At 51.4% G+C, this 25,083-nt stretch carries 25 protein-coding genes; 14 read left to right on the top strand and 11 right to left on the bottom strand.

The window, feature by feature from the left end:
- The first annotated feature begins 244 nt into the window (after positions 1–244).
- The 9 genes from GUC46_RS19130 (at position 245) to GUC46_RS19090 (ending at position 9,348) form a co-directional block, all read left to right on the top strand.
- Positions 245–793 carry a fimbrial protein gene (locus GUC46_RS19130; protein WP_044714304.1) on the top strand — a complete coding sequence of 183 codons (549 nt, stop codon included), beginning with the start codon at positions 245–247 and terminating at the stop codon, positions 791–793.
- A gap of 69 nt (positions 794–862) precedes the next feature.
- Positions 863–1,411 carry a fimbrial protein gene (locus GUC46_RS19125; RefSeq protein WP_003838886.1) on the top strand — a complete coding sequence of 183 codons (549 nt, stop codon included), beginning with the start codon at positions 863–865 and terminating at the stop codon, positions 1,409–1,411.
- A 41-nt stretch (positions 1,412–1,452) separates the two neighbouring features.
- Positions 1,453–3,924, top strand: a complete 2,472-nt coding sequence (locus tag GUC46_RS19120; RefSeq protein WP_088902712.1) for a fimbria/pilus outer membrane usher protein — start codon at positions 1,453–1,455, stop codon at positions 3,922–3,924.
- A gap of 26 nt (positions 3,925–3,950) precedes the next feature.
- Positions 3,951–4,727: a molecular chaperone gene (locus GUC46_RS19115; RefSeq protein ID WP_048216819.1), complete on the top strand. Its 777-nt coding sequence runs from the start codon at positions 3,951–3,953 to the stop codon at positions 4,725–4,727.
- A 12-nt stretch (positions 4,728–4,739) separates the two neighbouring features.
- Positions 4,740–5,345: a fimbrial protein gene (locus GUC46_RS19110; protein WP_032948581.1), complete on the top strand. Its 606-nt coding sequence runs from the start codon at positions 4,740–4,742 to the stop codon at positions 5,343–5,345.
- A complete protein-coding gene (locus GUC46_RS19105) occupies positions 5,342–6,406 on the top strand; it encodes a fimbrial protein (protein ID WP_160180618.1) in 1,065 nt (354 codons plus the stop codon). Before GUC46_RS19110 ends, GUC46_RS19105 begins: the two co-directional genes overlap by 4 nt.
- A 9-nt stretch (positions 6,407–6,415) precedes the next feature.
- A complete protein-coding gene (locus GUC46_RS19100; protein WP_032948583.1) occupies positions 6,416–6,958 on the top strand; it encodes a fimbrial protein in 543 nt (180 codons plus the stop codon).
- Position 6,959: 1 nt separating this feature from the next.
- Positions 6,960–8,627, top strand: a complete 1,668-nt coding sequence (locus GUC46_RS19095; RefSeq protein ID WP_032948584.1) for an O-antigen ligase — start codon at positions 6,960–6,962, stop codon at positions 8,625–8,627.
- 1 nt (position 8,628) lies between these two features.
- Positions 8,629–9,348, top strand: coding sequence for an EAL domain-containing protein (locus tag GUC46_RS19090; protein WP_003838873.1), 720 nt, complete (start codon positions 8,629–8,631; stop codon positions 9,346–9,348).
- Positions 9,349–9,363: 15 nt separating this feature from the next.
- Here GUC46_RS19090 and GUC46_RS19085 read toward each other — a convergent pair whose 3' ends face one another.
- From GUC46_RS19085 to fadE, 3 genes are all read right to left on the bottom strand, one after another.
- Positions 9,364–9,774 (bottom strand): Spy/CpxP family protein refolding chaperone, encoded by a 411-nt coding sequence (locus GUC46_RS19085; RefSeq protein WP_049016135.1) that lies wholly within the window; start codon positions 9,772–9,774, stop codon positions 9,364–9,366.
- 179 nt (positions 9,775–9,953) lie between these two features.
- The gene (locus GUC46_RS19080) at positions 9,954–10,721 is read right to left on the bottom strand and encodes an amidohydrolase (RefSeq protein ID WP_160180616.1); all 768 of its coding nucleotides are present in this window, start codon (positions 10,719–10,721) and stop codon (positions 9,954–9,956) included.
- A gap of 110 nt (positions 10,722–10,831) precedes the next feature.
- Positions 10,832–13,276 carry an acyl-CoA dehydrogenase FadE gene (gene fadE / locus GUC46_RS19075; RefSeq protein WP_003031392.1) on the bottom strand — a complete coding sequence of 815 codons (2,445 nt, stop codon included), beginning with the start codon at positions 13,274–13,276 and terminating at the stop codon, positions 10,832–10,834.
- 239 nt (positions 13,277–13,515) lie between these two features.
- Between fadE and lpcA the strand changes: the two genes are divergently transcribed.
- Together lpcA and GUC46_RS19065 are read left to right on the top strand one after the other, a co-directional pair.
- The gene (gene lpcA / locus GUC46_RS19070) at positions 13,516–14,097 is read left to right on the top strand and encodes a D-sedoheptulose 7-phosphate isomerase (RefSeq protein ID WP_003031390.1); all 582 of its coding nucleotides are present in this window, start codon (positions 13,516–13,518) and stop codon (positions 14,095–14,097) included.
- A gap of 111 nt (positions 14,098–14,208) precedes the next feature.
- Positions 14,209–14,976, top strand: a complete 768-nt coding sequence (locus GUC46_RS19065) for a class II glutamine amidotransferase (protein ID WP_003031388.1) — start codon at positions 14,209–14,211, stop codon at positions 14,974–14,976.
- Here GUC46_RS19065 and dpaA read toward each other — a convergent pair.
- Positions 14,947–15,687, bottom strand: coding sequence for a peptidoglycan meso-diaminopimelic acid protein amidase (gene dpaA / locus GUC46_RS19060; protein WP_003843847.1), 741 nt, complete (start codon positions 15,685–15,687; stop codon positions 14,947–14,949). The two genes, GUC46_RS19065 and dpaA, sit on opposite strands and share 30 nt — an antisense overlap.
- Before the next feature lie 348 nt (positions 15,688–16,035).
- On the opposite strand from dpaA, the gene GUC46_RS19055 reads away from it, so the two are divergent.
- Positions 16,036–16,797 (top strand): C40 family peptidase, encoded by a 762-nt coding sequence (locus GUC46_RS19055; RefSeq protein WP_032948591.1) that lies wholly within the window; start codon positions 16,036–16,038, stop codon positions 16,795–16,797.
- A gap of 37 nt (positions 16,798–16,834) precedes the next feature.
- Here the strand turns inward: GUC46_RS19055 and flhA are convergent, their stop codons facing one another.
- From flhA to GUC46_RS19020, 7 genes are read right to left on the bottom strand one after another with little or no spacing between them, the layout of a single operon-like run.
- Entirely contained in the window at positions 16,835–18,928 is a 2,094-nt protein-coding gene (flhA, locus tag GUC46_RS19050; protein WP_160180614.1) for a flagellar biosynthesis protein FlhA, read from the bottom strand.
- Complete coding sequence (flhB, locus tag GUC46_RS19045) at positions 18,912–20,051, bottom strand: flagellar biosynthesis protein FlhB (protein ID WP_044714316.1); 1,140 nt, start codon at positions 20,049–20,051, stop codon at positions 18,912–18,914. Before flhB ends, flhA begins: the two co-directional genes overlap by 17 nt.
- Positions 20,041–20,823, bottom strand: coding sequence for a flagellar biosynthetic protein FliR (locus GUC46_RS19040; RefSeq protein ID WP_130714968.1), 783 nt, complete (start codon positions 20,821–20,823; stop codon positions 20,041–20,043). The genes flhB and GUC46_RS19040 overlap by 11 nt, the downstream gene beginning before the upstream one ends.
- Before the next feature lies 1 nt (position 20,824).
- A complete protein-coding gene (locus GUC46_RS19035; protein WP_003838859.1) occupies positions 20,825–21,097 on the bottom strand; it encodes a flagellar biosynthetic protein FliQ in 273 nt (90 codons plus the stop codon).
- A 12-nt stretch (positions 21,098–21,109) separates the two neighbouring features.
- On the bottom strand, positions 21,110–21,868 hold the full coding sequence (gene fliP / locus GUC46_RS19030; protein ID WP_049001917.1) for a flagellar type III secretion system pore protein FliP: 759 nt from the start codon (positions 21,866–21,868) through the stop codon (positions 21,110–21,112).
- On the bottom strand, positions 21,865–22,236 hold the full coding sequence (locus GUC46_RS19025; protein WP_003838856.1) for a FliM/FliN family flagellar motor switch protein: 372 nt from the start codon (positions 22,234–22,236) through the stop codon (positions 21,865–21,867). Before GUC46_RS19025 ends, fliP begins: the two co-directional genes overlap by 4 nt.
- Positions 22,229–23,092: a FliM/FliN family flagellar motor switch protein gene (locus GUC46_RS19020; protein WP_003838855.1), complete on the bottom strand. Its 864-nt coding sequence runs from the start codon at positions 23,090–23,092 to the stop codon at positions 22,229–22,231. The genes GUC46_RS19025 and GUC46_RS19020 overlap by 8 nt, the downstream gene beginning before the upstream one ends.
- Before the next feature lie 593 nt (positions 23,093–23,685).
- Between GUC46_RS19020 and GUC46_RS19015 the strand changes: the two genes are divergently transcribed.
- Together GUC46_RS19015 and GUC46_RS19010 are read left to right on the top strand one after the other, a co-directional pair.
- On the top strand, positions 23,686–24,672 hold the full coding sequence (locus tag GUC46_RS19015; RefSeq protein WP_160180612.1) for a sigma-54-dependent Fis family transcriptional regulator: 987 nt from the start codon (positions 23,686–23,688) through the stop codon (positions 24,670–24,672).
- A 47-nt stretch (positions 24,673–24,719) separates the two neighbouring features.
- On the top strand, positions 24,720–25,082 hold the full coding sequence (locus GUC46_RS19010) for a flagellar hook-basal body complex protein FliE (protein WP_032939102.1): 363 nt from the start codon (positions 24,720–24,722) through the stop codon (positions 25,080–25,082).
- Position 25,083 lies beyond the last annotated feature (1 nt).

The raw sequence follows: 25,083 nt of genomic DNA, 5'->3' as shown, positions 1-25,083 counted from the left end.
CCGGATTTTTGCATTGTGTCATTTTTTCGTCGACTTAATATAAGTCCCGAAACAGCGTAAACACCTGTGGACGGTATTTCGGATGGAATACCAATGAAGTTCAAAATACGGGGTGGCTTGAGATGGATTGTTTGCAAGGATATGCACTACCGCCACCTGCAGATCAGGATTTCCCTTGCATTGATTGTCTGCGGAAATAGATCGTCGGAATAACCAAAAAAAAGATATAAGGTTAAGTAGTAATATGAAAATGAAAAACGTGGCTGTGGCCTGTGCGCTGATGGCGGGAATGACTTTTACTGCATCTTCTGCTTATGCTGCAAAAAATGTTGAACCGACTAACGGTAAAATTCACTTCACTGGTTCTCTGGTTAATTCCGCATGCGGTCTGGCCCCAGAATCCAGCCCGGTGCAGGTAAATTTTGGTGAAATCCCAACCTCTCAGTTAAAAGACAACCAACGTGCAGGCGTTAAGCATGCCAAAATCGTGCTGCAGGGCTGTGATACGACCGTCGCGAAAACGGCTACTGTGACCTATACCCCGGCAACAATTGATTCAGATAACAACGCGCTGGCCGCGTTCACCTCGGGTACTGCAAAGGGTGCGGGCATCGGTATGGTTGACAGCGGCAACCAGGACGTGGAATGGGGCAAAGCGGCCTCTCAGGTCAACATTACCGATGGCGAAACCGACATTGATTTCGTCGCTTACCTGCAGGCAAACAACGCATCTGCAGCGGTAACTCCGGGTGATTTCGAATCTACCGTTAATTTCCAGATCGACTACCAGTAACGATCTGCAGCAGGCGCAATTATGCGCCTGCCTAACCCTTCCTGCGAATAACTGAAAGGAAATGCGGTGATGCCTGGATGGCGTATTTTACTGCTTTTTATCTTTATATCGCCTGCATGGGTTTTGGCTGACACTCATCGTCTTGTCAGTACGCCCGGCAAAATGCGCATGCGGGGAAATATTATTGAAGCTGCCTGTTATGTCGATCCGCGCGACCGGTCGCTACTGGTTGAATTTGATGATCTCTCAGCCAGAGATATTTCCGGTAAACCTGAAAAAGTATCTGCGCATGATTTCAGCATTCATTTGCTGGGATGTTCCCTTGGGGATTCTCAACATCCGGGGAGTCTGTTTCAACGCGCCAATATTACCTTTTCCGGCGCACCCGATAGTGACAATCCTGATTATCTGAGCGTGCAATCGGAAACTGAAAATTTAGCGATAGAAATATATGACGGCAAAGGACAGCAAATTCATCTGGGTGAGCCATCACCGGACTATGCGCTTAACCCAGGGAAAAACACGCTCAATTTTACGGCTTATTTGATCTCCCGCGACGGAAGAATGACATCCGGCGAATTTACTGCGGTCACGCATTTTGTTGTGAATTATCTCTGAGCTGCACTGCAATTCGGGTATCTGAAGGTTTGCGAACGAAAATGATCACGCTGAAAACAGATAAAAAACGTCTGGCGCTTTTTATTGCTCTGGTCTGTGCCTCTTCATTTGTTGAAGCGGATGAGGCCATTGAATTTAATACCGACGTACTGGATGCCAGCGACAGGCACAATGTCGATTTGCAGCGTTTTTCCGAAGGCAACTTTGTGACTCCCGGAGAATATCTGCTGGATGTTCGTATTAACAGCCAGGAGATCCCTCAGCAGTCGATTCGTTATATCGTCGACCCTGCCAACCCGCATAAATCCATGGCCTGTCTGACGCCACAACAACTTGAATTACTGGCGCTCAAAGAAGAGGCGCTGACCTATATTCACCCGATCAGCGCGGCCTGCTATGACATTTCCCGCCTGCCGGGTGTGGTGCTGAATAATAGCGCCGGCGTACTGGACATTACCGTGCCTCAGGCATGGATGAAATATACCGATCCAGACTGGACGCCGCCGGAGCGTTGGGATAACGGTGTCGCAGGGCTAATTTTTGACTACAGCGTTTCAGGCCAGGCCACACATTACGAGCAGGGCGGCGATCGTTATCGCTCTCTGTCTGGCTATGGGCAGACTGGCTTTAACCTCGGCGCGTGGCGTTTTCGTGGCCAGTACCAAGCCAATTACGCTTCGGATGAGAACCGAGGGCGAATCGATTGGGATCAGATCTATGCCTATCGCCCGTTACCGATGCAGGCGGCAAAACTGACGCTCGGCGAAATCTACCTGAATTCTCAGGTTTTTGATTCGGTACGTTTCACCGGGGCGAACCTCGCCAGCGACGAACGCATGCTGCCGCCGAATTTGCAGGGCTACGCGCCCGAAGTACATGGCATCGCGCGCAGCAATGCGAAGGTCACTGTCAGTCAGCAGGGGCGTGTTATCTATCAAACCACCGTTCCTGCGGGGCCATTTAATATTCAGGATCTGCACGGCTCGGTACGCGGCACGCTGGATGTTCGCGTCGAAGAGCAGGATGGCAGTGTACAAACCTTTCAGGTCAATACGGCCGATATTCCTTACCTGACGCGCCCGGGCTATGTTCGATACAACGCCGCGGTCGGTAAGCCATCGCGTTATAACCACGACGTCCAGGGGCCTGCGTTTTATAGCGGTGATTTTTCCTGGGGGGTCAGCAATGCGTGGTCGCTGTATGGCGGCGCGTTGCTCACTGGCGATCGTTATAACGCCTGGTCGATGGGGATTGGGCGGGATTTGAGCTGGCTGGGTGCGCTGTCGGCTGACGCGACGCAATCCGTGAGTCGGGTGAAGCATCAGACTGAACAAAAAGGGATGTCCTTTAAGCTCAGCTATGCCAAAACCTTTGATGAGTACAACAGCGCCATCACCTTTGCTGGTTACCGCTTTTCACAGCGTAACTTCCGCACCTTCTCGCAGTTCCTTGACGAGCAGTATGAAAATAACAACAGCGCCGGCAACGAAAAAGAGATGTACACCATCACCGGTAACAAGACCTTTTTTGCTGACGACCCGCAATTAGCGACCACGCTGTACCTGACCTATACCCACCAGAATTACTGGGATCGTGGCTCTCAGGATCGTTACGGGTTGTCGATGGGACACAGCTTTTCGTTCGCAGGCATTCAGGGGATCAGCGCCAACCTTGCTGCTTACCGCTCTGAGTATCAGGGCAAACGGGACGACAGCCTTTCGCTGTCCATTTCTGTGCCATGGAGCGATGGCCGCTCCATGGATTATGAAGTGCAAAACAGCGGCAACCAGACCAGTCAGATGGTTTCGTATTCCGATAACCGCGACCGTAACAATCCATGGCGACTGCGCGCAGGGGTTTCCGGTGAAGGGCACACCGCGTTTGATGGTTACTACAAGCATCGCAGCATGATGGCTGAGCTTGAGTCTAACGTCAGCTGGCAGCAATCACGTTATTTCTCCGTTGGCGGCACGATGCGCGGCGGCTTTACCGCAACGCGTCACGGCGCGGCGCTGCATAACAGCCAGGCGTCAATGAATACCGCCAGGGTGATGGTTGATACCGACGGTGTGGCGAATGTACCGCTGAACGGTGAACAGGCGCACTCAAACCGCTTCGGTATTGCCGTCGTACCGGACGTCGTCAGCTATCACAGCTTTGATACCCGTATCGATGTAGACGCAATGGACGAGGATATTTCCGCGACCAAAGCCATCGTCACCAACACCCTGACGGAAGGCGCGATTGGTTATCAGCGCTTCGCCGTGGCGCAGGGGCAAAAAATGATGGCGCTGCTGCGCCTGAAGGATGGCTCTGTACCGCCGTTTGGTGCCGAAGTGTTTAACGCCAACGGTGTCAGCGTCGCCATGGTGATGGAAAACGGCATGGCCTGGATTGCGGGTGTGAATCCAGCTGAGCGTCTTTCTGTTGCCTGGGGCGGTCGTGCTCAGTGTCACTTACAGGTGCCGCAACAAATCAACCCGGAGGGTAACGTGCTGTTGCCTTGTGAATAATTTCAATAACCTGAATGAATTTTGTCATGAAAAATAAAGCTTTTTACTCCGTGCAGCGTTGGCTGAAACCCGTGGCCTGCGGTCTGCTTTTGATTGCAGAGATCAACGCCTCATGGGCGGGTATCGCACTTGACCGTACGCGCCTGATCATCACTGGTGATGCGCGCTCTGTCAGCGCGAACTTAACCAACACCAGTCCGAGCATTCCGTTTCTGGCTCAGTCGTGGGTGGAAGACGCCAATGGAACAAAAATTACTTCGCCGCTGATGGTTTTACCGCCGCTACAACGGATTAACGGCGGGCAAAAGGGCATTGCACGTGTGACGAAAACCAGCGGTATTAACGCTCTGCCACAGGATCGAGAAAGTCTGTTCTACCTGAACGTGCGCGAAATTCCGCCCAAGCCGGATAAGCCGAACGTTCTGCAGCTGGCGATGCAGTCGCGTATCAAACTGTTCTACCGTCCGACCGCCATCGTGCCGGAAACACCGGGCGCCGTGTGGCAAAACCAACTGGTCTTTCATAAGCAGGGCCTGCGCTGGAGTGTGGATAACCCAACGCCGTACTTCGTCACCTTGATCGGCTTAAGCCGCAAACCTGAAGCTCAGGGCGGCGACAGGCTGACTGACTTCCCTGGGGTTATGGTTTCACCAAAGTCATCTCGCGATTTCAGCGTGACCGACGGCAGCGTTAGCCAGTTCAGCATGATGTATGTGAACGATTTTGGCGGTCATCCCGAATTGAAATTCAGCTGCACAGGCAATGTGTGTAAAGCATTGCCAATGGAGCAACAGCCCCGGTAACAGGATTCGTAAATGAAAAAGATGCTTTGCGCTCTGCTGATGGCGGGCATGGCCTGCTCGGTTCAGGCCACAAGCGGTCGCCAGGATATGAGCAACGTGTCCGGTGAGTATGGCAATGTCCGCTTTCATGGTCGGGTATTCGTTTCGCCGTGCGTGCTGGATATGGCCTCCCGCGATCAGACTATCGATCTTGGTGATATTTCCGCCAGCCGATTTCGCCAGGGCGGCGATCGCAGCGATCCGGTATTGGTCACGCTGTATCTGAACGGTTGTTTAAAGGGCTCCGGTCATACCTTAAGGGATTTTCCCGGGCAGACCAGTGAGATGCCTGAGCTTGCTTACAGCACGGTGGAGCGTGGTGTTTCGATGACGATGATGGCTGAAGGCGCACCGGAAAACAGCGATTTGGGGCGCATTCGTGGCGATGTTCGCGGCGCGGGCATCCGGCTACTGACTGAACGTAAGCAGTTGATCCACCTGAATCAACCGCAACGCATGTGGATCCTCAAACCGGGCGATAACGCCATTCATTTTCTTGCCGCGCTGGAATCTTTTGGGCGAGAGGTGACCGCCGGAGAATTTAACGGTCTGGTCAGACTTAAGCTGGAGTATCTATGAGCGTATTGCGCAAAATGCTGCTGTGGGGGGTGCTGGCAGGCTGTCCTCTGGCCGGGCAGGCATTTACACAGGGAGAAGGTGAGCCGGAAGGTGGGTCGCCGCATCAGTACGATATTGAACTGAACTCGCTGGATCTCAGCAAAAACCACGTGGGCGGCAGAACGGAGCCGTTCCCCTGGAATCTTGGCAGTTGGTATGTAGTGGATTTTCACTGCGAACAGGCTGACATCTCCCGACAACCGATTTACTACACCACCACGACCACGATGCCGCCTTCCAATCAGGGAGCGAACCGTTTTCGTCTAAACGAGTATCTGGATGTGGAAGTACAGGTGTGGGTCGCCGGGCGTTATAACAACTACGTTCAGGCACCTTTTACCAATTTTTCAAATCGTTATAACGATCATAGCTGCAAAAAGCGCAAAGGTTACGAGCGGGCTACCAACATAGAAAGTGGTTCAAAAGGGAAAGTGACGTTTATTGTCACAAAACCCATTATTAATGGCATCAATATTACCTCCCAGTCGCTGGTGGAGGTTGCTGGGCGCTTAGGGGATGCTGGTCCTACGCCGACAACGCCAATTTCCCGCGTGGTGATTAAATCCGGGCTGATTACCGTACCGGACAAATGCACCTTCAACCGGGGAGACAAAATCAGCATTGAGTTTGGCGATTTGCCAGGATCCGCTGCCCGGCTCAACGGCACTAACTATAGTAAGCCAATCCCTATACATGTGGTGTGTGAGGGCGGCAGCTTCGATCAGGGCGCGCTGAATATCAATCTTGGCGTGCAAACGACCACGGCGTCAGGCACGGCGGGATTTAACGGTAATCTCCTCGGCACGTTAAGCGGCGGACAAAAACGCGACGATCTCGGCATTATGCTTAAAGACGAGAGTGGTGGCACCGTTGTGCCCAATCAATTTTACAACGTGAAGGGGTTTTACCAGAATCAGGGCGACTGGAATCTCACCGCCGCGCCGGTGGCAAAGCCGGGCGTGGGAAGTGTGAAGGAAGGTGAATTTGAAGCCTCTGCCACCGTTGTCGCGCAGTTTCAGTAGGGGGATGTCATGAGATTCTCGGCGTTATTCGCGACCGTTATGTTGCTGCTTGGCAGCATGGCACAGGCCGACACCAAACTGGTCGGCGGCGATATGTATTTTCACGGCACCATCAGAGCGCTGGCCTGCAGCCTTGCACCGGGTGGCGACAAAATCGAGGTCGATTTCAAGCAAATCGCGACGCAGGATCTCTATCTCTCGGGGCGCAGTAAGCCGGAAAAATTCAGCATCCAGTTACGCGACTGCAATCCTGAGGTTTTCCGTGGGATCTCGGTTACCTTCAGCGGTCGTGAGGATGCGGAGCTGGCCGATCATCTGGCGCTGGATAGCAGTGAACAAGGCGGCGCGTCAGGGATCGGGATTGGGATGAGCGAAGAGGACGGCACGGCAATCCGCCTTGATGAGAGCACATCAGTCAAAGAGATAACAGAAGGTTCGATGACGCTGAATTTTTTGGCGTGGGTCGCAGCGGAGCCATCGGCGATAAAAAATCAGTCTCTCGAATACGGTCCGTTCAGCGCCAGCGGGACCTGGACGTTGAACTACCAGTAGCATGATGAACGTACTGAATCGCATTGCGCCGCTGCCTGCGCAGAAATTATTGCTCGGTATTAGTCTGTTTTTCTGGTGTGGGGCCATGCATTTCTACTGGCCGAACAACGGCGGCAGCGGTCTGTCGTTGCCGCTTAATATTACGAGCTGGATCTACGCTGTTGTACTGGCTGCAAGCGCATTGATGCTGGCGCCTCGTCAACGCTGGCGCATCACTGTGCCAGCTGCGGGTTTTACGATCGGGGCGTTCATCCTGATGTTGCTTTGCCTGCTAACACCTGACGTCAGGCAGGCCGAGGCACTACTGGTGGCGGGGGCGTTACTGGGAGGTGTGAGCGTCTATCTGGTCACATTGCAAATTCCTCTCACGGCAAACACCCTGACGGCACTGCTGGCCCTGCTATGGGGGGCGTGCGTGATTGAATGTCTGGTGTTTGTCTATCAGTACTGGCATTTGCCGGGTGTTGATTACTGGGAGTTTGCCTGGCGACGTGGTACACGGCCTTACGGCATTTTTCAGCAGGTCAACCTGCTGGCCAGCTTTACGGCCTGTGGCGTGTTGCTGTCAGCCACGCTCTTTTTACGGCTGCGCGACGGGTATCGAATTGTCATCGGGGTTGGCCTGGTGATGATGGGATTTGTGCTGCATGAATCCCAGTCGCAAACCGGTTACCTGTCTCTGGTAGTCGGTGAAGTGCTGCTGCTGGCGGTTTTCCCGGCGCAACGGCGTACGTTGTTACTACTCCTGTTACCGTTGGCGTCAGGCATGGCGACGGGGTCGCTCGCTCGCCATTTTTTGTCCGTAGCAACGGTCGATCATTTCACCACTTCCCAGGTGCGCTGGACGGTACTCAAAGCGTCGTTGGCATTATTTGCCGAACGCCCGTGGACGGGGTGGGGTGTGGGCAGTTTTGCCGCCGTGTTTCTCGAACGTGCGGGACCGTTGGGGTTGAGCAGCATCTCGCATCCGCACAATGAACTGGTGTTATGGCTGGTGGAGGGCGGTCTGGTTGGGCTGGTGGGAGCGCTGTGTTTTATTGCGAGTGGTTTCTGGCTCTGGAGGCATGGAAATCGTTGGCGTCGCCCCTGTCTGGTGGCGGCGCTGCCGGTGGTGATTCATATGCTGACGGAATACCCCGTCAGGCAGTCAACGCCGCATTGGCTACTGCTGATCCTGTTGCTTCGATGTGCAGACAGCGACCGAGCTGGAATACGCCTGGCGCTTACCTCGACGTGGCTGATTCGCGCGCCAGGGGTTATCTCGCTACTGACAGTCGCGCCATTGCTGCTTCTCACGCTGCATACGCAACAGCAACTGACGCTGGCGGAGAGGCAGTCATCGCAGTGGCATCTTGCCGAATCGCTCCCTGTAGGAGGCTGGCTTCTTACCAGTCGCTATCGGTTTGATGTCCAGATGGGGTATCTGCAACGGTATCAGCGTACTCGGGACGCTCGTTGGCTGGAGGCGGTTCGCCGCTGGGCGCCTGACTATGTGCGCGTTCACCCAGACCCTAATGTCTCCTTCACGCAAATCTTGCTGGCGTTGCAACAGCGCGACCTTGTCGAGGCGCATCGTCTGGCGACGCGCTTTTGCCTGATATACCCGAATGATCGCCGTATCCCGTGGCTGCAGGATGCACGACGTCCTTTTAATAAAATACTGGAATGATATGAACAGATTCAGCGAACAGGCCCGTTATGTACCAGAACTTCCCCGCAACGCCGAACTGCTGCAGATCACTGGGATCCGTTTGCAGCGCATTCATTTTTTTGATGACGTATCGCTAGATGTCTGTGAAGTGTTAAGTCAGGTACGCACTCCGCTTCCACTGGATTTGTTTTTCAAGCACCTTTCAATTGCGGCAAAACAGCAGCTTTTTCTATGGCAAATGCAACGGGTGCTGGCTCTTTCTGGAAGCTATTCGTTGAATTTATCCGTCAGGATGCTGACCTGTCTGTCATGGGTCACGCGTCTCACAAAGCAGGTGCATCAGGGGCGGATTGTTATTGAGATTCAGGATCCGGGCTCCATGATGCGGCTGGAGAAGGCAGAGCAGCAGGCCGTATGCATCGCCGTAAAAACGCTGGTGCGTCACGGGTTTCGCGTGTGGCTGGATGATGTTTCACCTGAGCTATTTTTTGTCTGGCGGCTGTCGGGCATCCGTTTCGATGCCATCAAAATTGAAAGTGGAATGTTTCATCAGTTCAGAACATCGGAGTGGCAGTTGAGGGTTCTGGTCAATCAGTTTCGTGGGCTGGGTGAACGGGTTGTCATTGAGGGGGTAGAAACGCCACAGGATTATGCCATTTGCCGTATGAGCGGCGCAGATGCTGTACAGGGGTTTCTGTTTGAACAGGCGATTTTACCGAAAAGCCTGAATCATTGCTGATTCAGGCTCTGGCAATTACTCGCTTAGCGTCTGTGCGATGTCTTTTTGCACCTGCTGGCGCTGTTCTGGAGTCAGCACTTTGTTCAGGTCAAAATAGTATTTCACGCGATAATAACGCGCCTGCTGTTCGATGTTGCTGAATGCCGAAAGCTGTTTTTTGACGGCTGCTTCATCCCACTTCCCGGACTTGATGACGTCAATCAACGCGCCGTCTTTAACATCCTTCACCGAAATCTGGCTTACGTTGGTTTCAAGCTGCTGGTGCAGTTTTTTAATCTGCGCAATCTGGTCAGTGCTCAACTTAAGATGTTGTACTATCGGATCCTGGGCTGGAGCCGGAACATTAGATGTGGTTGCTGCAAGCGTGCTAAAAGAAGCGCCAGCCACGGTAACTGCCAGCAAAGTCATGCGTAAGAAGTTCTTCATGTCGAGATCCTGATAAGGGAATTATTAACATTGTCAGTCACTCGCTGGTTACGAGTGATTATCTTTTGCAGGATACGATGCCCACCGCATGTCGCCACGCGAATTTGTTTTGCGGTTGGTTACGGAGTGAAACAATCCCGCCACGGAAAAACGTTATGCAGCGGGAGTGAAGGCGATAGTTATAGCGTGAACGGGTCGGCATCCTGCCAGGCGGGAAATTTCTCGCGATATTCACGCAGCGCTGAGAGAGACAGTTCTGCGTCAATGCGTGTGGCCTGATGCGGCTCGGCGGTGGCAATAATCTCACCCTGCGGATTAATCACCCGGCTGTCACCGCGATAATGATGCCCGTTACCGTCAGTGCCCACGCGGTTACATCCTGCTACATAAGCCTGGTTCTCAATCGCCCGTGCGGCAAGCAGAACCTGCCAGTGCAGAGAACGCGGCGCAGGCCAATTGGCAACATACAACGCAAGGTCGTAATCGTTGCGATTGCGCGACCATACCGGAAAACGCAGGTCATAACAGACCAACGGCAGAATGCGCCAGTCGCGCCATTCAACAATAACGCGCGCGTCACCCGCCTGGTAATGCTGGTGCTCATCCGCCATGCGGAACAGATGGCGCTTGTCGTAGAAATGCACATTACCTTCGGGTTCAACCAGCAAAAAACGATTCACCGGCCCCCGTTCAGACTGTATCGCCGCGCTACCTGCTATCAGGGCATTTGTCTGCTGCGCTTTGCTACGCATCCAGCTTACAACTTCTTCTTGCGGCAACGATTTATTTGCCGCTTCCATGGCAAATCCGCTGGTAAACATCTCAGGCAATACAATGACATCACGTCCGGCGACGGTTTCCAGTTGTCGGTCAAAATGGCGCAGGTTGGCCGGACCATCCATCCAGATCAATGGTTGTTGCAGCAGAGTAATTTTCAAACCAGGCACGATCGAGGCTCCTCGTTGAACAATATTTTGACACTGTAGCATGAGCATTAATGAAAATGTGGCAATAAAAAGCCCCGCATTAAGCGGGGCTAAACGTCGTGCGAGTGTCGTTATGCGGCTTCGACTTTACGCACTTTCTCTGGCAGCTTTACCGGCTGAGTCGCCAGCTCCTCGGGTTCAAAGTCATCCACGTTGATACTGCGCAGGCGGCTCGCTTCGGCTTTCACCAGAATCGCGGCTTCATCTTTATCAATCAGCCCTTTCGCCAGCGCATTGTGCGCCAGTTCGTCGAGACGGGTAAATGGCAGGTTTTTACCCAACTCTTTACAGATCCGCTGGTGGATTGGGTCGGCTGCAATCACGTCCAGCAGCGCCTCTTCCAGCAAACCAACCGGGTTATGCTCGCTTGGCGTCAGATATTGACCGCGACCAATACGAGAACGAGTAGCGCTCGGAACCTGCAAAATCTTCGCGACTTTATGATCCAATTTGTCAGACGGTGCATGGTAGTGGCGACCGGTAGGGAAGATAACCACATTCAGCAAGCCCGCGACCAGACGGTTCGGGAAGTTCTTCAGCAGATCGTCCATCGCCTGTTCCGCTTTGTACAACGCATCCTGAACGCCCCAGTGAACCAACGGCAGGTCCGCTTCATGACGGCCTTCGTCGTCATAACGCTTCAGCACCGCGGAGGCCAGATACAGCTGACTTAACACATCGCCCAGACGTGCGGAGATACGTTCACGACGCTTCAGACTACCGCCCAGTACAGCCATCGACACATCTGAAAGTAGGGCCAGGTTGGCGCTCAGACGGTTCAGGTGCTGGTAGTAACGTTTGGTCGCATCGCCAGTTGGCGTGCTGCTGGTTAAACCACGCGTCAGGCCAAGCCAGAAGCTACGCACTTTGTTACTGCCGACGTGACCGATGTGTTTGAACAGCAGCTTGTCGAACGCATTCACATCGTTACTCTGTGCCGCAGCCATCTCTTCCAGAACATACGGATGGCAGCGAATCGCACCCTGACCGAAGATCATCATGCTACGGGTCAGAATGTTGGCACCTTCAACGGTAATAGCGATTGGCGCACCTTGATAAGCACGGGCGAGGAAGTTGCTTTCGCCAAGCATAATGCCTTTACCGCCAGTGATATCCATCGCATCGATGATTGACTGCTGTCCGCGGTGGGTGCAGTGATATTTCACGATGGCCGACAACACCGCCGGTTTTTCACCCAGCATAATGCCGTAGGTAATCAGTGATGCTGCAGCGTCCATCACGTAGGCGTTACCGGCAATACGTGCCAACGGCTCTTCAATACCTTCCATCTTGCCGATAGAGATTTTGAACTGGCGACGAATGTGCGCATACGCGCCGGTGGCCATCGCGACCGATTTCACGCCGCCCGTCGAGTTAGATGGCAGGGTAATACCACGTCCCACAGACAGGCATTCCACCAGCATGCGCCAGCCCTGACCGGCCATTTTCGGACCACCGATGATGTAATCAATTGGTACAAACACATCTTTGCCCAGTGTTGGACCGTTCTGGAACGGCACGTTCAGCGGGAAGTGACGACGCCCAATTTGTACACCTGGCGTTGAGGTTGGGATCAGCGCACAGGTAATGCCAAGATCTTCTTCGCCACCCAGCAGTTTTTCCGGGTCGGAGAGTTTAAATGCCAGACCCAGCACGGTAGCGATAGGCGCCAGCGTGATATAGCGTTTGTTCCAGGTCAGGCGCATACCCAGCACCTGCTGGCCCTGCCAGTCGCCCATACAAACCACGCCGGTATCAGGGATCGCGCCTGCGTCGGAGCCGGCTTCCGGGCTGGTCAGAGCAAAGCATGGGATCTCCTGACCGCGAGCCAGACGTGGCAGATAATGATTTTTCTGCTCTTCGGTGCCGTAATGTTGCAGCAGTTCGCCTGGGCCTAATGAGTTAGGCACGCCAACGGTGATCGCCAGGATCCCGGAAACGCCGGAGAGTTTCTGTAGAACGCGAGCCTGAGCATATGCTGAGAATTCCAGCCCGCCGTACTCTTTCTTAATGATCATCGCGAAGAAGCGGTGTTCTTTCAGATATGCCCACAGTTCCGGAGGCAGATCCGCGAGTTCGTGAGTGATCTGAAAGTCGTTCGCCATGCGGCACGCTTCTTCCACTGGACCATCAATAAACGCTTGCTCTTCAGCAGTCAGATGCGGCTGAGGATAGTTATGCAGTTTTTTCCAGTCAGGCTTGCCCTGGAACAGGTCACCTTCCCACCAGGTCGTACCGGCATCAATCGCTTCTTTCTCAGTACGCGACATCGGCGGCATGACTTTACGGAAACCGCGGAACACCGGTGCAGAGATCATAGATTTGCGCATCGGCGTAAAGTTAAACGGTACGAGAATAATGGCCAGAGGAACCAGCAGCCAGACTGACCACAGGCCAGCCACGCCAAGCGCGGCCGTCCAGGCGAGCAAAATTAAGCTGCTGAGGAATAAGCTCACGCGGTGATAAAACAGAACGCTGAGCAGAACAACCGTAGCGATAATACTCAAAATCATCATAACGAAAAGCTCCCTTGCTTGTAGGAGGTCTGACCACTTGTGATGATATGGTTGTAGTGGATGTAAATTCTTTTAGCAATGTGTTTACAAAATAATTACAACAAAGCTCACATTGTTGCTGTTTTAACCGGCACAAAAAATCAAAAGCCGTAGCCATTCCTGTGGCTTGTACTTCTCGCTGGTAGCGCTATCCGGTACACTGCACCTTGTCATTTACATTCATGCTGAAGGATATCCTCATGTACCAGGATCTTATTCGTAACGAACTGAGCGAAGCGGCGGAAACGCTGGCTAATTTTCTTAAAGATGACGCCAATATTCACGCCATTCAGCGCGCGGCGGTCCTGTTGGCAGACAGCTTTAAAGCCGGCGGTAAGGTACTTTCTTGCGGTAACGGCGGTTCCCATTGCGACGCGATGCACTTTGCCGAAGAGCTGACCGGACGCTATCGTGAAAACCGTCCTGGTTACCCTGCTATCGCTATCTCTGACGTCAGCCATATCTCCTGCGTCAGCAACGATTTCGGTTACGATTATGTGTTCTCTCGCTACGTAGAAGCCGTGGGTCGTGAGGGAGATGTCCTGTTAGGCATCTCGACTTCGGGTAATTCCGGTAACGTAATTAAAGCGATTGCCGCAGCGCGTGAGAAAGGGATGAAAGTTATCACCCTGACCGGTAAAGATGGCGGCAAAATGGCGGGCAGCGCGGATATCGAAATTCGCGTGCCGCACTTTGGCTACGCTGATCGTATTCAGGAAATTCATATCAAAGTGATTCATATCCTGATCCAGTTGATCGAAAAAGAGATGGTTAAACCATAAGAAGACGATTGCCGGATGGTGGCTGAAGTCGTATCCGGCCTACATGAGCGCCACGTAGGCCTGATAAGCGTAGCTCCATCAGGCAGTTCACGGTTTTAAGGTAGGTGATGTATGTGCGAACTGCTCGGGATGAGCGCCAATGTGCCAACCGATATCTGCTTTAGCTTCACCGGGCTGGTCCAGCGCGGCGGAGGTACCGGGCCGCACAAAGACGGCTGGGGTATTACGTTTTATGAAGGTAAGGGCTGCCGTACGTTTAAAGATCCGCAACCCAGCTTTAATTCGCCTATCGCCAAACTGGTACAAGACTATCCCATCAAATCCTGTTCCGTGATTGCCCATATTCGTCAGGCGAATCGTGGAGAAGTAGCGCTGGAAAATACCCATCCATTTACCCGTGAACTATGGGGACGTAACTGGACGTATGCCCATAACGGGCAACTCAGCGGTTATAAATCACTGGAGACCGGTAATTTCCGCCCGGTCGGTGAAACCGACAGCGAAAAAGCCTTCTGCTGGCTGCTCCACAAGCTGACGGAGCGTTATCCGCGCACGCCTGGCAATATGACGGCGGTGTTTAAATATATCGCGATGCTGGCAGGAGAACTGCGGGAGAAGGGCGTCTTCAACATGCTGTTGTCTGACGGACGTTATGTGATGGCCTTCTGCTCGACCAATTTGTTTTGGATCACGCGGCGTGCGCCGTTTGGCGTGGCGACATTGCTGGATCAGGATGTGGAGATTGATTTTAGCTCAGAGACCACACCCAATGATGTGGTCACCGTGATTGCCACTCAACCGTTAACAGGCAATGAAACCTGGCAAAAGATTATGCCAGGCGAGTGGGCATTATTTTGTCTCGGGGAGCGCGTAGTTTGATGCCAGTTGCGGCTGAACCACTTCGTGACTCAACGGCTTGCTGATAACGTAACGGCCATCGACGACGGAAACGGTCGGTGGCTTACGCGTTTGTTCGAAGTAATCGTATCCCGGTTTTAGCTGCGACCAGAACTCTTTGTAATACGAGAACTTATGGCGCTGCATGTTGGCATCGGTCATGCGGAACGGGTAAATGCTAACCTGTACGCTGGACTGCCCGAACACCAGCGCGCCGGTGACAAACTGGAAAATCTCATCAATGCCGTTGTCGGTCATCGCATAGCAGCCGACGGAAACGCAGGCGCCGTGGATCATCAGGTATTTACCTTCATAACCGTGTGCGCGATCGTAGGCATTAGGGAAACCAATGTTAATCGCTTTATAGAAGCGGCTATCCGGTTTCAGCTGTCCACGCTGAACGCTGTAAAATCCTTCCGGACTTTTGAAATCACCCTGACGCTGTTTCGGCCCTAAGCCACCGGAATAATTACAGATCTTATAACTGTCGAGCAATTGATACTGTTCGCCCATCTTGACGTACAGATCCAACGTTCGCTCTTCTTTGAAGATCTGGATATAAACGGGGGAGCCCATTAATTGCTGCTTATATTCTTTGCTGACAGGCGTAGTCGGGCTGCTGCTGCTCAGCAAACCGGCAAATGAAACGCACGGCAATAAAAGCATCGCAAGAAAAAATGCGATTTTACGCATACTGCTTATTCCTTGATAAAACGATCACACACGCCAGGACGGCAAAAGAGTCCCCAAATCGGATAAATCTGGATCTGGAGCGCTCACATTATCACCCAGAGAGTTTTTCGCAAGTCTCTCTTGCTGCGTTTACACTTTAGATTTTCTTTATACGGATAATTGTGCTTAAAGTCTGTCAGACACTGGCGTATTTTGCGGGTGAGCGACCGTCATTGAGCCCTATTAGTGCAAAATTCCTAATGTATTGAATTTAAAAAATTAATACTTTAATAATCAAATATTAAAATGGAATACCCGGTAATAGCGGTAGACTGCGCGGAACGTGTTTGATTAGGTATTTATGTTTTCATGTCTTTTGTCTCTGCACCCCGACGCTTTTTGCCGGGTCTGCTGTCTTTGTGTGTTGTATTGTCCTCACCGTCTGTCGCCAAAGTTCAGCCCCTCTTATCTGACGCCCATGTAAGCTATGCGGCGCAAATTCGCATGCGTAATCGAGCCCGGCTGCTGAAGCAGTATCACGCACAGGTAAAAAAGCAGGCAAGCTACGTGGTGGAAGGCAACGCAGAAAGTAAAAGCGCGCTGCGCCAGCAGAACCGGGCGCTGATTAAACAGCACCCGGAGTGGTTCCCTGGCCCACTAAAAGCCAGCGACCATCGCTGGCAGGAACTGGCTGAGAATGATCATTTTCTCAGTAGCGATCATCTACACAATATCACTGAAGTGGCCATCCACCGACTTGAGCAACAGCTCGGTAAACCCTATTTGTGGGGCGGTACCGATCCGGATGAAGGGTTTGACTGTAGCGGGCTGATTTTTTATGCCTACAACAAAATCCTGGCGGCAAAATTGCCCCGGACAGCGAATGAAATGTATCACTATCGACGGGCTACTATTGTCGCTAACCGCGATCTTCGCCGTGGTGATTTAGTGTTCTTTCAAATTCACAGCCGGGATATTGCCGATCATATGGGCGTCTATTTGGGGCAGGGACAATTTATTGAATCACCACGGACAGGAGAAACAATTCGGGTGAGCAATTTATCCGATGACTTCTGGCAGGATCATTATCTAGGCGCTCGTCGTATTCTTACGGAAAATACGATTCTGTAATCAAAAAGGCGGTGTAATGACACCGCCTCGTCAGGCGTTAACTTAACGCCCCCATGATCTTTAATTCCAGTTCATCCGGAACTTCGTTATAAGACAACACCTGTAGGCCCGGGGCAAACAGGCGCGCATAGCGCGCGAGCAAAGGACGTAACTGCGGCGCGACCAGCAGCACAGGCTCTTTCCCCGCCGCTTTCATCTGTTCTTTTATCTGCGGCATATTGGTCTGAAACTGATTCAGCATATTGGGATCGACCGGCACGCTATCCAGCACCACTTTTCCACTTTGCTGAGCCTGATTCACCGCATTCGCCAGCAGATTCTCCAGTTCACTGTTCAGCGTATATACGGCCAGCTCATCTTTGCGCACAAACGGGTGGGTAATGCTGCGACGGAGCGCCAGACGCACATCCGCCGTTAACAAAATATGATCTTTGGTCACGGTGCTACTGGCGACAAGTACGGTGGCTATGGTGACGATATCGCGCAATGACACACCTTCGATAAGCAGCGCCCGGTACACTTTCAAGAGCTGGCTGTAATTCAGCGCTGCGCTCAAATCTTCCGCCAGACGTGGCGCCATAGAAGAGAGGCGGTTATGCAACTGCGTAATGTCATCGTAATTAAACAGGTCTGGAATATAGTTACGAATGATCTTATTCACATGCGTCGCAATGACGCTGGCACTATCAATAACCTGGTACCCCATATTTAACGCTTTAGCTTTTTGCGCCGGAACAATCCAGGTGACCGGCATACCATAGGCCGGATCGTGGCCTAAAACACCGTCGATCTCGCCATAGGTTTCACTGGAGGGCAGCGCCATCAGCTTATCTGCGGGAATATCGGCTTCATCGGCCTTGATCCCATTGATAAAAATGGCGTACTGGGTGGGTTTAAGGCGGAAGTTTTCGCGAATGCGAATTTCCGGTAACAACACGCCGTTGCTGTCTGAGATCACCTGTCGCACACCGCGAATGCGTTGAGTGAGCGGATTCCCTTTGGATTTATCGACCAACGACACCAGCTTATATCCCAGGCTCAGGCTGATAGGTTCTATTAAGGGGATAGTTTCCCAACTGACCTGTTGCTCGGTGGTTTCAGCGATGGTTTTGGTCAGCGTTTCGAGATTTTTCTCTTCGGTCTCAGCCACCTTCGGTCGCTTGCTCATGCGCCAGGCGGTGAATCCCAGCAGGGCGCTGAAAATCAGGAAGGGGAAATGCGGCATCCCCGGCACCACTGCCAGCACAAACATAATGCTGGTGGCGGTATAAAGCACGGAGGGGCTGGCCAGCAGTTGGCTACGTACGTCCGTGGCAATATCGCCGCTGTCGCTTACGCGGGTGACGATGATCGCTGCTGCTGTCGACAACAGCAGAGAAGGGATCTGGGCGACCAGGCCGTCACCGATGGTCATCAGTACGTATTGCTGGAAGGCGGCTTCGGCGCTTAAATCGTATTTAAAGATCCCGATACAGACGCCGCCGATCAGGTTGATAGCCAGGATCATCATCCCGGCGATGGCATCGCCGCGCACGAACTTTGACGCACCATCCATCGCGCCATAGAAATCCGCTTCGCCCGCTACGTCTTTACGTCGCGCTTGCGCCTGCGCCTGATTAATCAGTCCTGCGTTCAGATCGGCGTCGATCGCCATCTGCTTACCGGGCATGGCGTCCAGCGTAAAGCGGGCAGAAACTTCGGAGATACGCTCCGCACCTTTGGTCACCACGATAAAGTTAATGATCATCAGAATGATGAACACCACAAAACCGACGACAAAGTTACCGCCGATCACCACCTGACCGAAAGACTCAATCACCTTACCGGCAGCGCCTGCGCCCATATGCCCATGCAGTAACACCACGCGTGTTGACGCCACGTTCAGCGTCAAGCGCATTAAGGTGGTGATCAGCAAAATGGTCGGGAACAGACTGAATTCGAGCGGGCGTTTTGCGGAAACGGCCACCAGCAGCACCATCACCGCCAGCACGATGTTAAAGGTGAACAGAATATCCAGCAGGGCCGGTGGTAACGGCAGGATCACCATCGCCAGGATACACAGTATGACCAGCGGAATGCCGATGTTACCGTTACGCAGCAGCGCGAGGAATTGTTTAGTTGTTTTCGGCATCCAGTTTAAGAACCTCTTTTGGAATGGAAATATGTCTGTTCAGAGAAGGGCGGGTTTGGGAACCATCACGCCAGTGTTTCATTTGCAGTACATAGGTCAGGACGTGTGCAATCGCCCGATACAGTTGAAATGGGATCTGTTGATTCACCTGGGTGGTGTAATAAACGGAGCGTGCCAGCTTAGGAAACTCAACGATTTCAATATTGCTTTCTGCCGCTACCTGCCTGATATACAGCGCGATTTCATCGGTGCCTTTGGCAACCACGAAAGGCGCTGCGGCGCGTGACTGGTCGTACTGTAGCGCCACGGCATAGTGGGTTGGGTTGGTGATCACCACATCGGCTTTTGGCACAACTTTGCGAATTTGCCCCATCGCCATTTGCCGTTGCAGGCGACGGATCCTGGCCTTAACCTCTGGTTTACCTTCCTGATTTTTATACTCTTCTTTCACTTCCTGTTTCGTCATCTTCAGCCCTTTGGTGAACATTTTTTTCGCCAGAGGGACATCGATCAACGCAAAGAAAACAAACAGGATGACAAAGTTGCGCATGATGCTGCTGTACAGCGCCAGACCATCGCTGATGGCCTGTTTGAAATGAAGCTCTTGTAAGCCGAGAAACGCGGCAACGTTATTGCGTACGCTGATCCATAGCATCACCAGCAGCACTATCGCTTTGAGCGTCATCTTGCCGGTATCCACCAGATGATCGGTAGAAAACAGGCGACCAATCCCTTTGAGCGGGCTTAATTTGCTAAAGTCCGGCAAAATTTTCTTCGGCAGGAATAGCCAGCCTCCCGGAACCAGTGAGGCAAACAGCGCGGCAACCGGCATGGGTAACAGCGTCAGGATGAATTTCCCCAGAATCAGCAGATGGTGTTCAAGGAACTGACCGATGATGTCCGGGTCATTAATGTTCTGCGCGTACTGATGCACGCTGATAAAGCTTTCACGCACGAAATCTTCGTACCAGGGAAAGCTGCTGGAGATCACCATAAACGCGGCAAACAGACTGGCGGCAAGCCCCATATCTTTTGAACGCGGTATTTGTCCCTCTTGTCTGGCCTTGCGAAGTTTTTGCGCCGAGGGTTTTTCTGTTTTTTCTTCGCTACTGTTATCCGCCATAGTGCCCCTTCAGCGCGTCAAGCTGCTGTAAGACGAAATTCGCCAGGTGCAAATAGTGGTCGGGCAGGTTGTAAAGCAGAGTCGCAAAGCAGATCAGGCCCGCCAGCATGTTAATGGGAAAACCTAATGAGTACAGATTGAGCGGCGGCGCAATACGGTTTAGCAGACCAAAGCAGCCCTGAACAATCAGCATGATAAAGGTTGTCGGCAGCGCCAGCAGCGTGGCGGCAGCGAATACCCAGCCCAGCGCCAGAGAAATCGTGCGCAGAGATTGCGGATGCAACGCATTGCCAATCGGCCAGTAAGTAAAGCCTTTGAATAAAATGCTCACCAGCAGCAGATGCCCGTCCATGGCAAAAAACAGTATCACCGCGTAGATGTTGATCATTTCCGCCAGTACCGTCGTTGACGCGCCGCTGCTGGGGTCGTTCATCACCGCCATGCTCATCCCCATATTAAAAGAGAGGATTTGGCCCGCCAGTTGTAGCGCTAAAAATAAAAACTGCAGCATCAGGCCGAAAAGCATTCCCCACAGAAACTGCTCCGTGGTCAAAATAATACTGTTCATCGACAGCAGGCTGGTGGGCACCGGGTGGGAGATAAGCGGCGTAATGATAAAGGCCAACGCCAGTGACAAAATAATGCGTATACGTATGGTCAGCGCGGCATTATCCAGTACTGGTGCGTAGTGAATAAACGCCATAATGCGTACGAAGGGAAACCACATTCCCAGTATCAGATTACTTAACTGTGTAATATCGGTTTCGCGCATGTTAGTGCACCAGAATGGCGGCCTGAGTGAACAGATGCACGCAGAGATCGCTCAACTGGACGATCATCCATTTTCCGCAAATACCCAATACCGCGAGGGTGACGATTAGCCTGGGTAAAAAACTAAGCGTTTGTTCGTTAATCTGCGTCACAGCCTGAAAAATGCTGACCAACATACCGACCAGTAGGCTGGGAACGACCAACACACAGACTAAAATGATTACAACTTTTATACCGCTGGCAACGATGTCTGCGGCTACATCAATGGTTAGCATGTCTGATCTCCGTTAACCCAGTCCCAGACCGCGAATGCTGGAGGTTAGCGTCCCAACGGTCAGCGCCCAGCCATCAATAAGCACAAACAGCATTAGCTTAAAGGGCAGCGAAACGATCAGCGGTGACAGCATCATCATCCCCATCGCCATCAGTACGCTGGCGACGATCAGGTCGATCACCAGGAACGGAATGTAAATCATAAAACCTATCTGGAAGGCGGTTTTGAGTTCGCTTAGCACATAGGCGGGAACGATAATGGAGAGATCCTGATCGACTGCATTCCCTTTCGCGTTGGCGATCTCCATGATCTGCGCAATCGCTTTTTTATTGGTCTGCGCCAGCATAAAGCGCTTCAACGGCGAGGCGGCAGTGCTTAGCGCGTCGGGGAGCGTGATTTGATCGTTTTCAAAAGGGACAACGGCATGATCGTAAATATTGAGCCAGATTGGGCGCATCACCAGCATGGTTAACGACAGCGCAATGCCAATCAATATGCGGTTCGGCGGCGTTTGTTGCAGCCCTAACGCCTGACGCAGCAGGGAAAGAACAATAATAAAACGGGTAAAACAGGTCATCATCAGCACCAGGGTAGGCAGAATGCCCACCAGGGTCATCAGGATCAGGACCTGGATTTTTACGCTGTACTCTTGGCTATTTCCGTGCGAAATCACATTCAGCAACGGGATATCTCCCCCTTGCGCGCAGGCAAAGGGAGAAAGGATGAGTAACGAGATACCCAGTAAGAGCGTGAGTGTTGGCGCGCGTTTCATGGTGCAAGGTCGTTGATTTCATGCGTGTTGAATTCAAGGACGCGCAGGCCATATTTCTCGTTGACCACAACCACTTCAGCCTTACCTAGCAGGATATTATTGACCTTAATATCCAGCGGTTCACCGGCGAGTTTATCCATCTCAATGACGGTGTCGTCATCAATGTTCAGCAGGTCGGCCAGCATCACCTCCACGGACGAAACTTCCAGCGTTAGCGTGACCGGAATACGTTTGAGTAATGACATCGACTCGGAAAAACGGTCTTCTAAACGCGCCACCAGCTTTTCTGTAACAGACGGCGCGGGTGGTGTAGTCGCTTCGGGGGCTAACTCGAAACCTTGCTCTAAAATATCTTCTGGCTTACTCATAGGATTTCTCCGTCTTGCTCGTTAATTCGGACAAAAACAGTTTGTCTTTATCCTCTACGATCAGGGCATTAAATAATTCGGATTTCCCGATATACACAGGGAAAGTATCAGGCATCGCAATCGGTAAAATATCGCCGGGTTTAATCGTCGTCAGGTCGGCAACATTCAGCGGAATTTCTGCAATCTTCACGTTCATGGTCAGCGGCAGCGTATGGATAATTTCTTTAATCAGCGTTTTTTTACGCGTCTCAGCGCTGGCTTTATCAATCTGCTTTTTTTTCTCGCCGTGCTCGCTATGGCGGATTAAATTCAGAATGTAATCGGTATGCGAATCGTCCAGTAAGATGCGGAAACTGCAATTCTCATCATCACCTAATACAAATGTAAGCTGATAAGCCCAGTGGGTTTGTATGGTGCTGCTGTCGGGTTTGAGTGTCAGTGGAATACCGGATATATTTTTATTAAAAATGGTATTACAAATATCCAGCGCCAGTCTGCTTCGCAACCGGATTTCTGTTTTGGTTGGTAAATCATCCTGTGACTTCTCGTCGGCGAGAGATGATGCCAATCCATAAAAGTTACCTAATAACATTAACAATAATGCGCGGTCGATATCAAAGGCCAGATGCCCAACCTGAGAAACTAATAATTCCGCACTTTTATTGATAACATCCATCTCACAGTGTATTTTTTTAAGTGTTATATTTGTGCGATGTTTTTTCAGGAAGTAGTTTCCAAGATGTGATTCAATTGTATCAAAACTTCCCGTAAACATAGTCGGCAGACGATGATATGGACGTCCAAGCCGGTTTCCTTCAAGTTTAAAGATTCCGGGCGTTTGACTATATTTCAGCATGGTACGCTTTCTCAGCTGTAATTTCTGGGGCGGTTGAATTGATATCAAATCCCGCGGTTATCAAAAGAAATACAAATTCGTTTAATTTATTGTTCATCCTTGACGCTATTCTCATAGTGTTGAAGTCCATTAGATACGAAATACCGTACCCACTCACGTCTATGGAGTAGGGCTGGATATTAGATATTTTACCCCTCTCCTCTGCAAGTTATTAATGGCGTTAGGTTGTAATTAAAAAATAATTAATTACATATACGTGATGTTTCTCGCTTACTGCTTGTCGCAGATTAGGCTTCCCCCTTATGTCTATTTTTTATGCTATCACTAACGTAATGTATTGTTTTTAAATGAATAATGTTTTTATTATCTTTTAATTTGAGATTGTTAATGGTACTGGTGTTAGTATTTTTTAGGAAAAACCCTATTTGAAAATAGTCTTCAATAGGGCTGCCCTTTGATGGGGTGGTAAAACATGAGCAAGGATGGGATTAAGACATGGCACGGGCGATATCTATTATTCGATGATTGTGCTTTGGAATGATTTGTATATTTCTCGTAACGGATGTTAACTTTACTTCTAAGTGTAAATAATCATGTTTGAACTTATTGCCGAAGCAGCCTCAAGCATTAATGTTTTTTCAATGGCAAGGCGTATTGCTGCTTTTAATGTTCCTGTACTTATCCATGGCGAAACCGGTACGGGTAAAGAATGTATCGCCAAATTTATCCACTCGATTGCATTTGCGCAGGAGGCTTCAGCGCCTTATATCGGTGTGAACTGCGCAGCTATTCCTGAAAATATGCTTGAAGCAACGCTCTTTGGTTATGATAAAGGGGCGTTTACCGGGGCGGTGGCCACCGTACCGGGAAAGATGGAATTAGCCAATAATGGTACATTACTGCTGGATGAGATCGGTGACATGCCTTTGGCGCTACAGGCCAAAATACTGCGTGTATTACAGGAACAACAGGTTGAGCGTTTAGGCAGTAACCGTATAATCAAACTGAATTTCCGTTTAATCGCCTGCACCAATAAGAATCTTGAAGAAGAGGTTGCCGCAGGACGCTTCAGAGAAGATCTCTATTATCGCATGTCAGTGATTCCGTTGACCATGCCGCCTTTGCGCGAGCGTATGGAAGACATTATTCCGCTGGCGGAATCCTTTATTAAAAAATACTCCACGGTGCTGGTAAAAAATATCAAGCTTTCTGAATCGTCACGCCGGGCGTTACTGAGCTATGCGTGGCCGGGTAATGTTCGCCAACTGGAGAACGCCATTCAACGAGGAATGATCCTTAATCGTGATGGCGTCATTTATCCCGATACGTTAGGCCTGCCATCCATTGAGTCCGATTCCTGGAGCGAGCCGCAATGGCAGCCAAAACCCACTGCGCAAATCACCACCAGCGACAATCTGGGCCAGCATGGTCGCAGCGCGCAATATCAATATATCGCTGACCTGATGCGCAAATATCAGGGTAATAAAACCAAAATCGCTGATTTATTAGGAATTACCCCACGTGCGCTTCGTTATCGTCTGGCATCAATGCGAAAACAGGGAATAGAAATCTTTTCCTGAATCAGTCTGTGGTACCGAGAACGCTTTTCTAATTTTAAGAGTAGGTCATGAGCATAAATACGATAGCCCCAGCCAGTACGATGCAGACGCAAATGATGCAGGACATGCAGCAGATGAAAGCGGTCGCACAAGCCCCTGTCCTTTCGCCGATGCAGATTAACGCCGTGGGTGCGCAGTCTGCATCATCTCCGGTTTCGTTTGACCGTGTTATGCAGGGCGCGCTCAACCATGTTGATCAATTTCAGCAGAGTGCAGAGCAAAAACAAACGGCCATCGAGATGGGGAAAAGCGATGACCTGGCGGGGGCGATGATCGCCAGTCAGCAGGCATCGTTATCGTTTTCCGCGCTGGTGCAGGTACGTAATAAAGTCGCTTCCGGATTCAACGACCTGATGAGCATGTCAGTCTAAC

It is taken from the genome of Citrobacter sp. LUTT5, assembly GCF_009905315.1.
Classification (GTDB): domain Bacteria; phylum Pseudomonadota; class Gammaproteobacteria; order Enterobacterales; family Enterobacteriaceae; genus Citrobacter; species Citrobacter freundii.
The sequence above is the reverse complement of the archived record's forward strand: the minus strand, read 5'-3'. Positions and strand labels throughout refer to the sequence as shown.

Bases quoted from the DNA above. Each gene is read 5' to 3' on its own strand.
- GUC46_RS19130 (WP_044714304.1), top strand. From the start codon at position 245: ATGAAAATGAAAAACGTGGCTGTGGCCTGTGCGCTGATGGCGGGAATG.
- GUC46_RS19125 (WP_003838886.1), top strand. From the start codon at position 863: ATGCCTGGATGGCGTATTTTACTGCTTTTTATCTTTATATCGCCTGCA.
- GUC46_RS19120 (WP_088902712.1), top strand. From the start codon at position 1,453: ATGATCACGCTGAAAACAGATAAAAAACGTCTGGCGCTTTTTATTGCT.
- GUC46_RS19115 (WP_048216819.1), top strand. From the start codon at position 3,951: ATGAAAAATAAAGCTTTTTACTCCGTGCAGCGTTGGCTGAAACCCGTG.
- GUC46_RS19110 (WP_032948581.1), top strand. From the start codon at position 4,740: ATGAAAAAGATGCTTTGCGCTCTGCTGATGGCGGGCATGGCCTGCTCG.
- GUC46_RS19105 (WP_160180618.1), top strand. From the start codon at position 5,342: ATGAGCGTATTGCGCAAAATGCTGCTGTGGGGGGTGCTGGCAGGCTGT.
- GUC46_RS19100 (WP_032948583.1), top strand. From the start codon at position 6,416: ATGAGATTCTCGGCGTTATTCGCGACCGTTATGTTGCTGCTTGGCAGC.
- GUC46_RS19095 (WP_032948584.1), top strand. From the start codon at position 6,960: ATGATGAACGTACTGAATCGCATTGCGCCGCTGCCTGCGCAGAAATTA.
- GUC46_RS19090 (WP_003838873.1), top strand. From the start codon at position 8,629: ATGAACAGATTCAGCGAACAGGCCCGTTATGTACCAGAACTTCCCCGC.
- GUC46_RS19085 (WP_049016135.1), bottom strand. From the start codon at position 9,774: ATGAAGAACTTCTTACGCATGACTTTGCTGGCAGTTACCGTGGCTGGC.
- fadE (WP_003031392.1), bottom strand. From the start codon at position 13,276: ATGATGATTTTGAGTATTATCGCTACGGTTGTTCTGCTCAGCGTTCTG.
- lpcA (WP_003031390.1), top strand. From the start codon at position 13,516: ATGTACCAGGATCTTATTCGTAACGAACTGAGCGAAGCGGCGGAAACG.
- GUC46_RS19065 (WP_003031388.1), top strand. From the start codon at position 14,209: ATGTGCGAACTGCTCGGGATGAGCGCCAATGTGCCAACCGATATCTGC.
- dpaA (WP_003843847.1), bottom strand. From the start codon at position 15,687: ATGCGTAAAATCGCATTTTTTCTTGCGATGCTTTTATTGCCGTGCGTT.
- GUC46_RS19055 (WP_032948591.1), top strand. From the start codon at position 16,036: ATGTCTTTTGTCTCTGCACCCCGACGCTTTTTGCCGGGTCTGCTGTCT.
- flhA (WP_160180614.1), bottom strand. From the start codon at position 18,928: ATGCCGAAAACAACTAAACAATTCCTCGCGCTGCTGCGTAACGGTAAC.
- flhB (WP_044714316.1), bottom strand. From the start codon at position 20,051: ATGGCGGATAACAGTAGCGAAGAAAAAACAGAAAAACCCTCGGCGCAA.
- GUC46_RS19040 (WP_130714968.1), bottom strand. From the start codon at position 20,823: ATGCGCGAAACCGATATTACACAGTTAAGTAATCTGATACTGGGAATG.
- GUC46_RS19035 (WP_003838859.1), bottom strand. From the start codon at position 21,097: ATGCTAACCATTGATGTAGCCGCAGACATCGTTGCCAGCGGTATAAAA.
- fliP (WP_049001917.1), bottom strand. From the start codon at position 21,868: ATGAAACGCGCGCCAACACTCACGCTCTTACTGGGTATCTCGTTACTC.
- GUC46_RS19025 (WP_003838856.1), bottom strand. From the start codon at position 22,236: ATGAGTAAGCCAGAAGATATTTTAGAGCAAGGTTTCGAGTTAGCCCCC.
- GUC46_RS19020 (WP_003838855.1), bottom strand. From the start codon at position 23,092: ATGCTGAAATATAGTCAAACGCCCGGAATCTTTAAACTTGAAGGAAAC.
- GUC46_RS19015 (WP_160180612.1), top strand. From the start codon at position 23,686: ATGTTTGAACTTATTGCCGAAGCAGCCTCAAGCATTAATGTTTTTTCA.
- GUC46_RS19010 (WP_032939102.1), top strand. From the start codon at position 24,720: ATGAGCATAAATACGATAGCCCCAGCCAGTACGATGCAGACGCAAATG.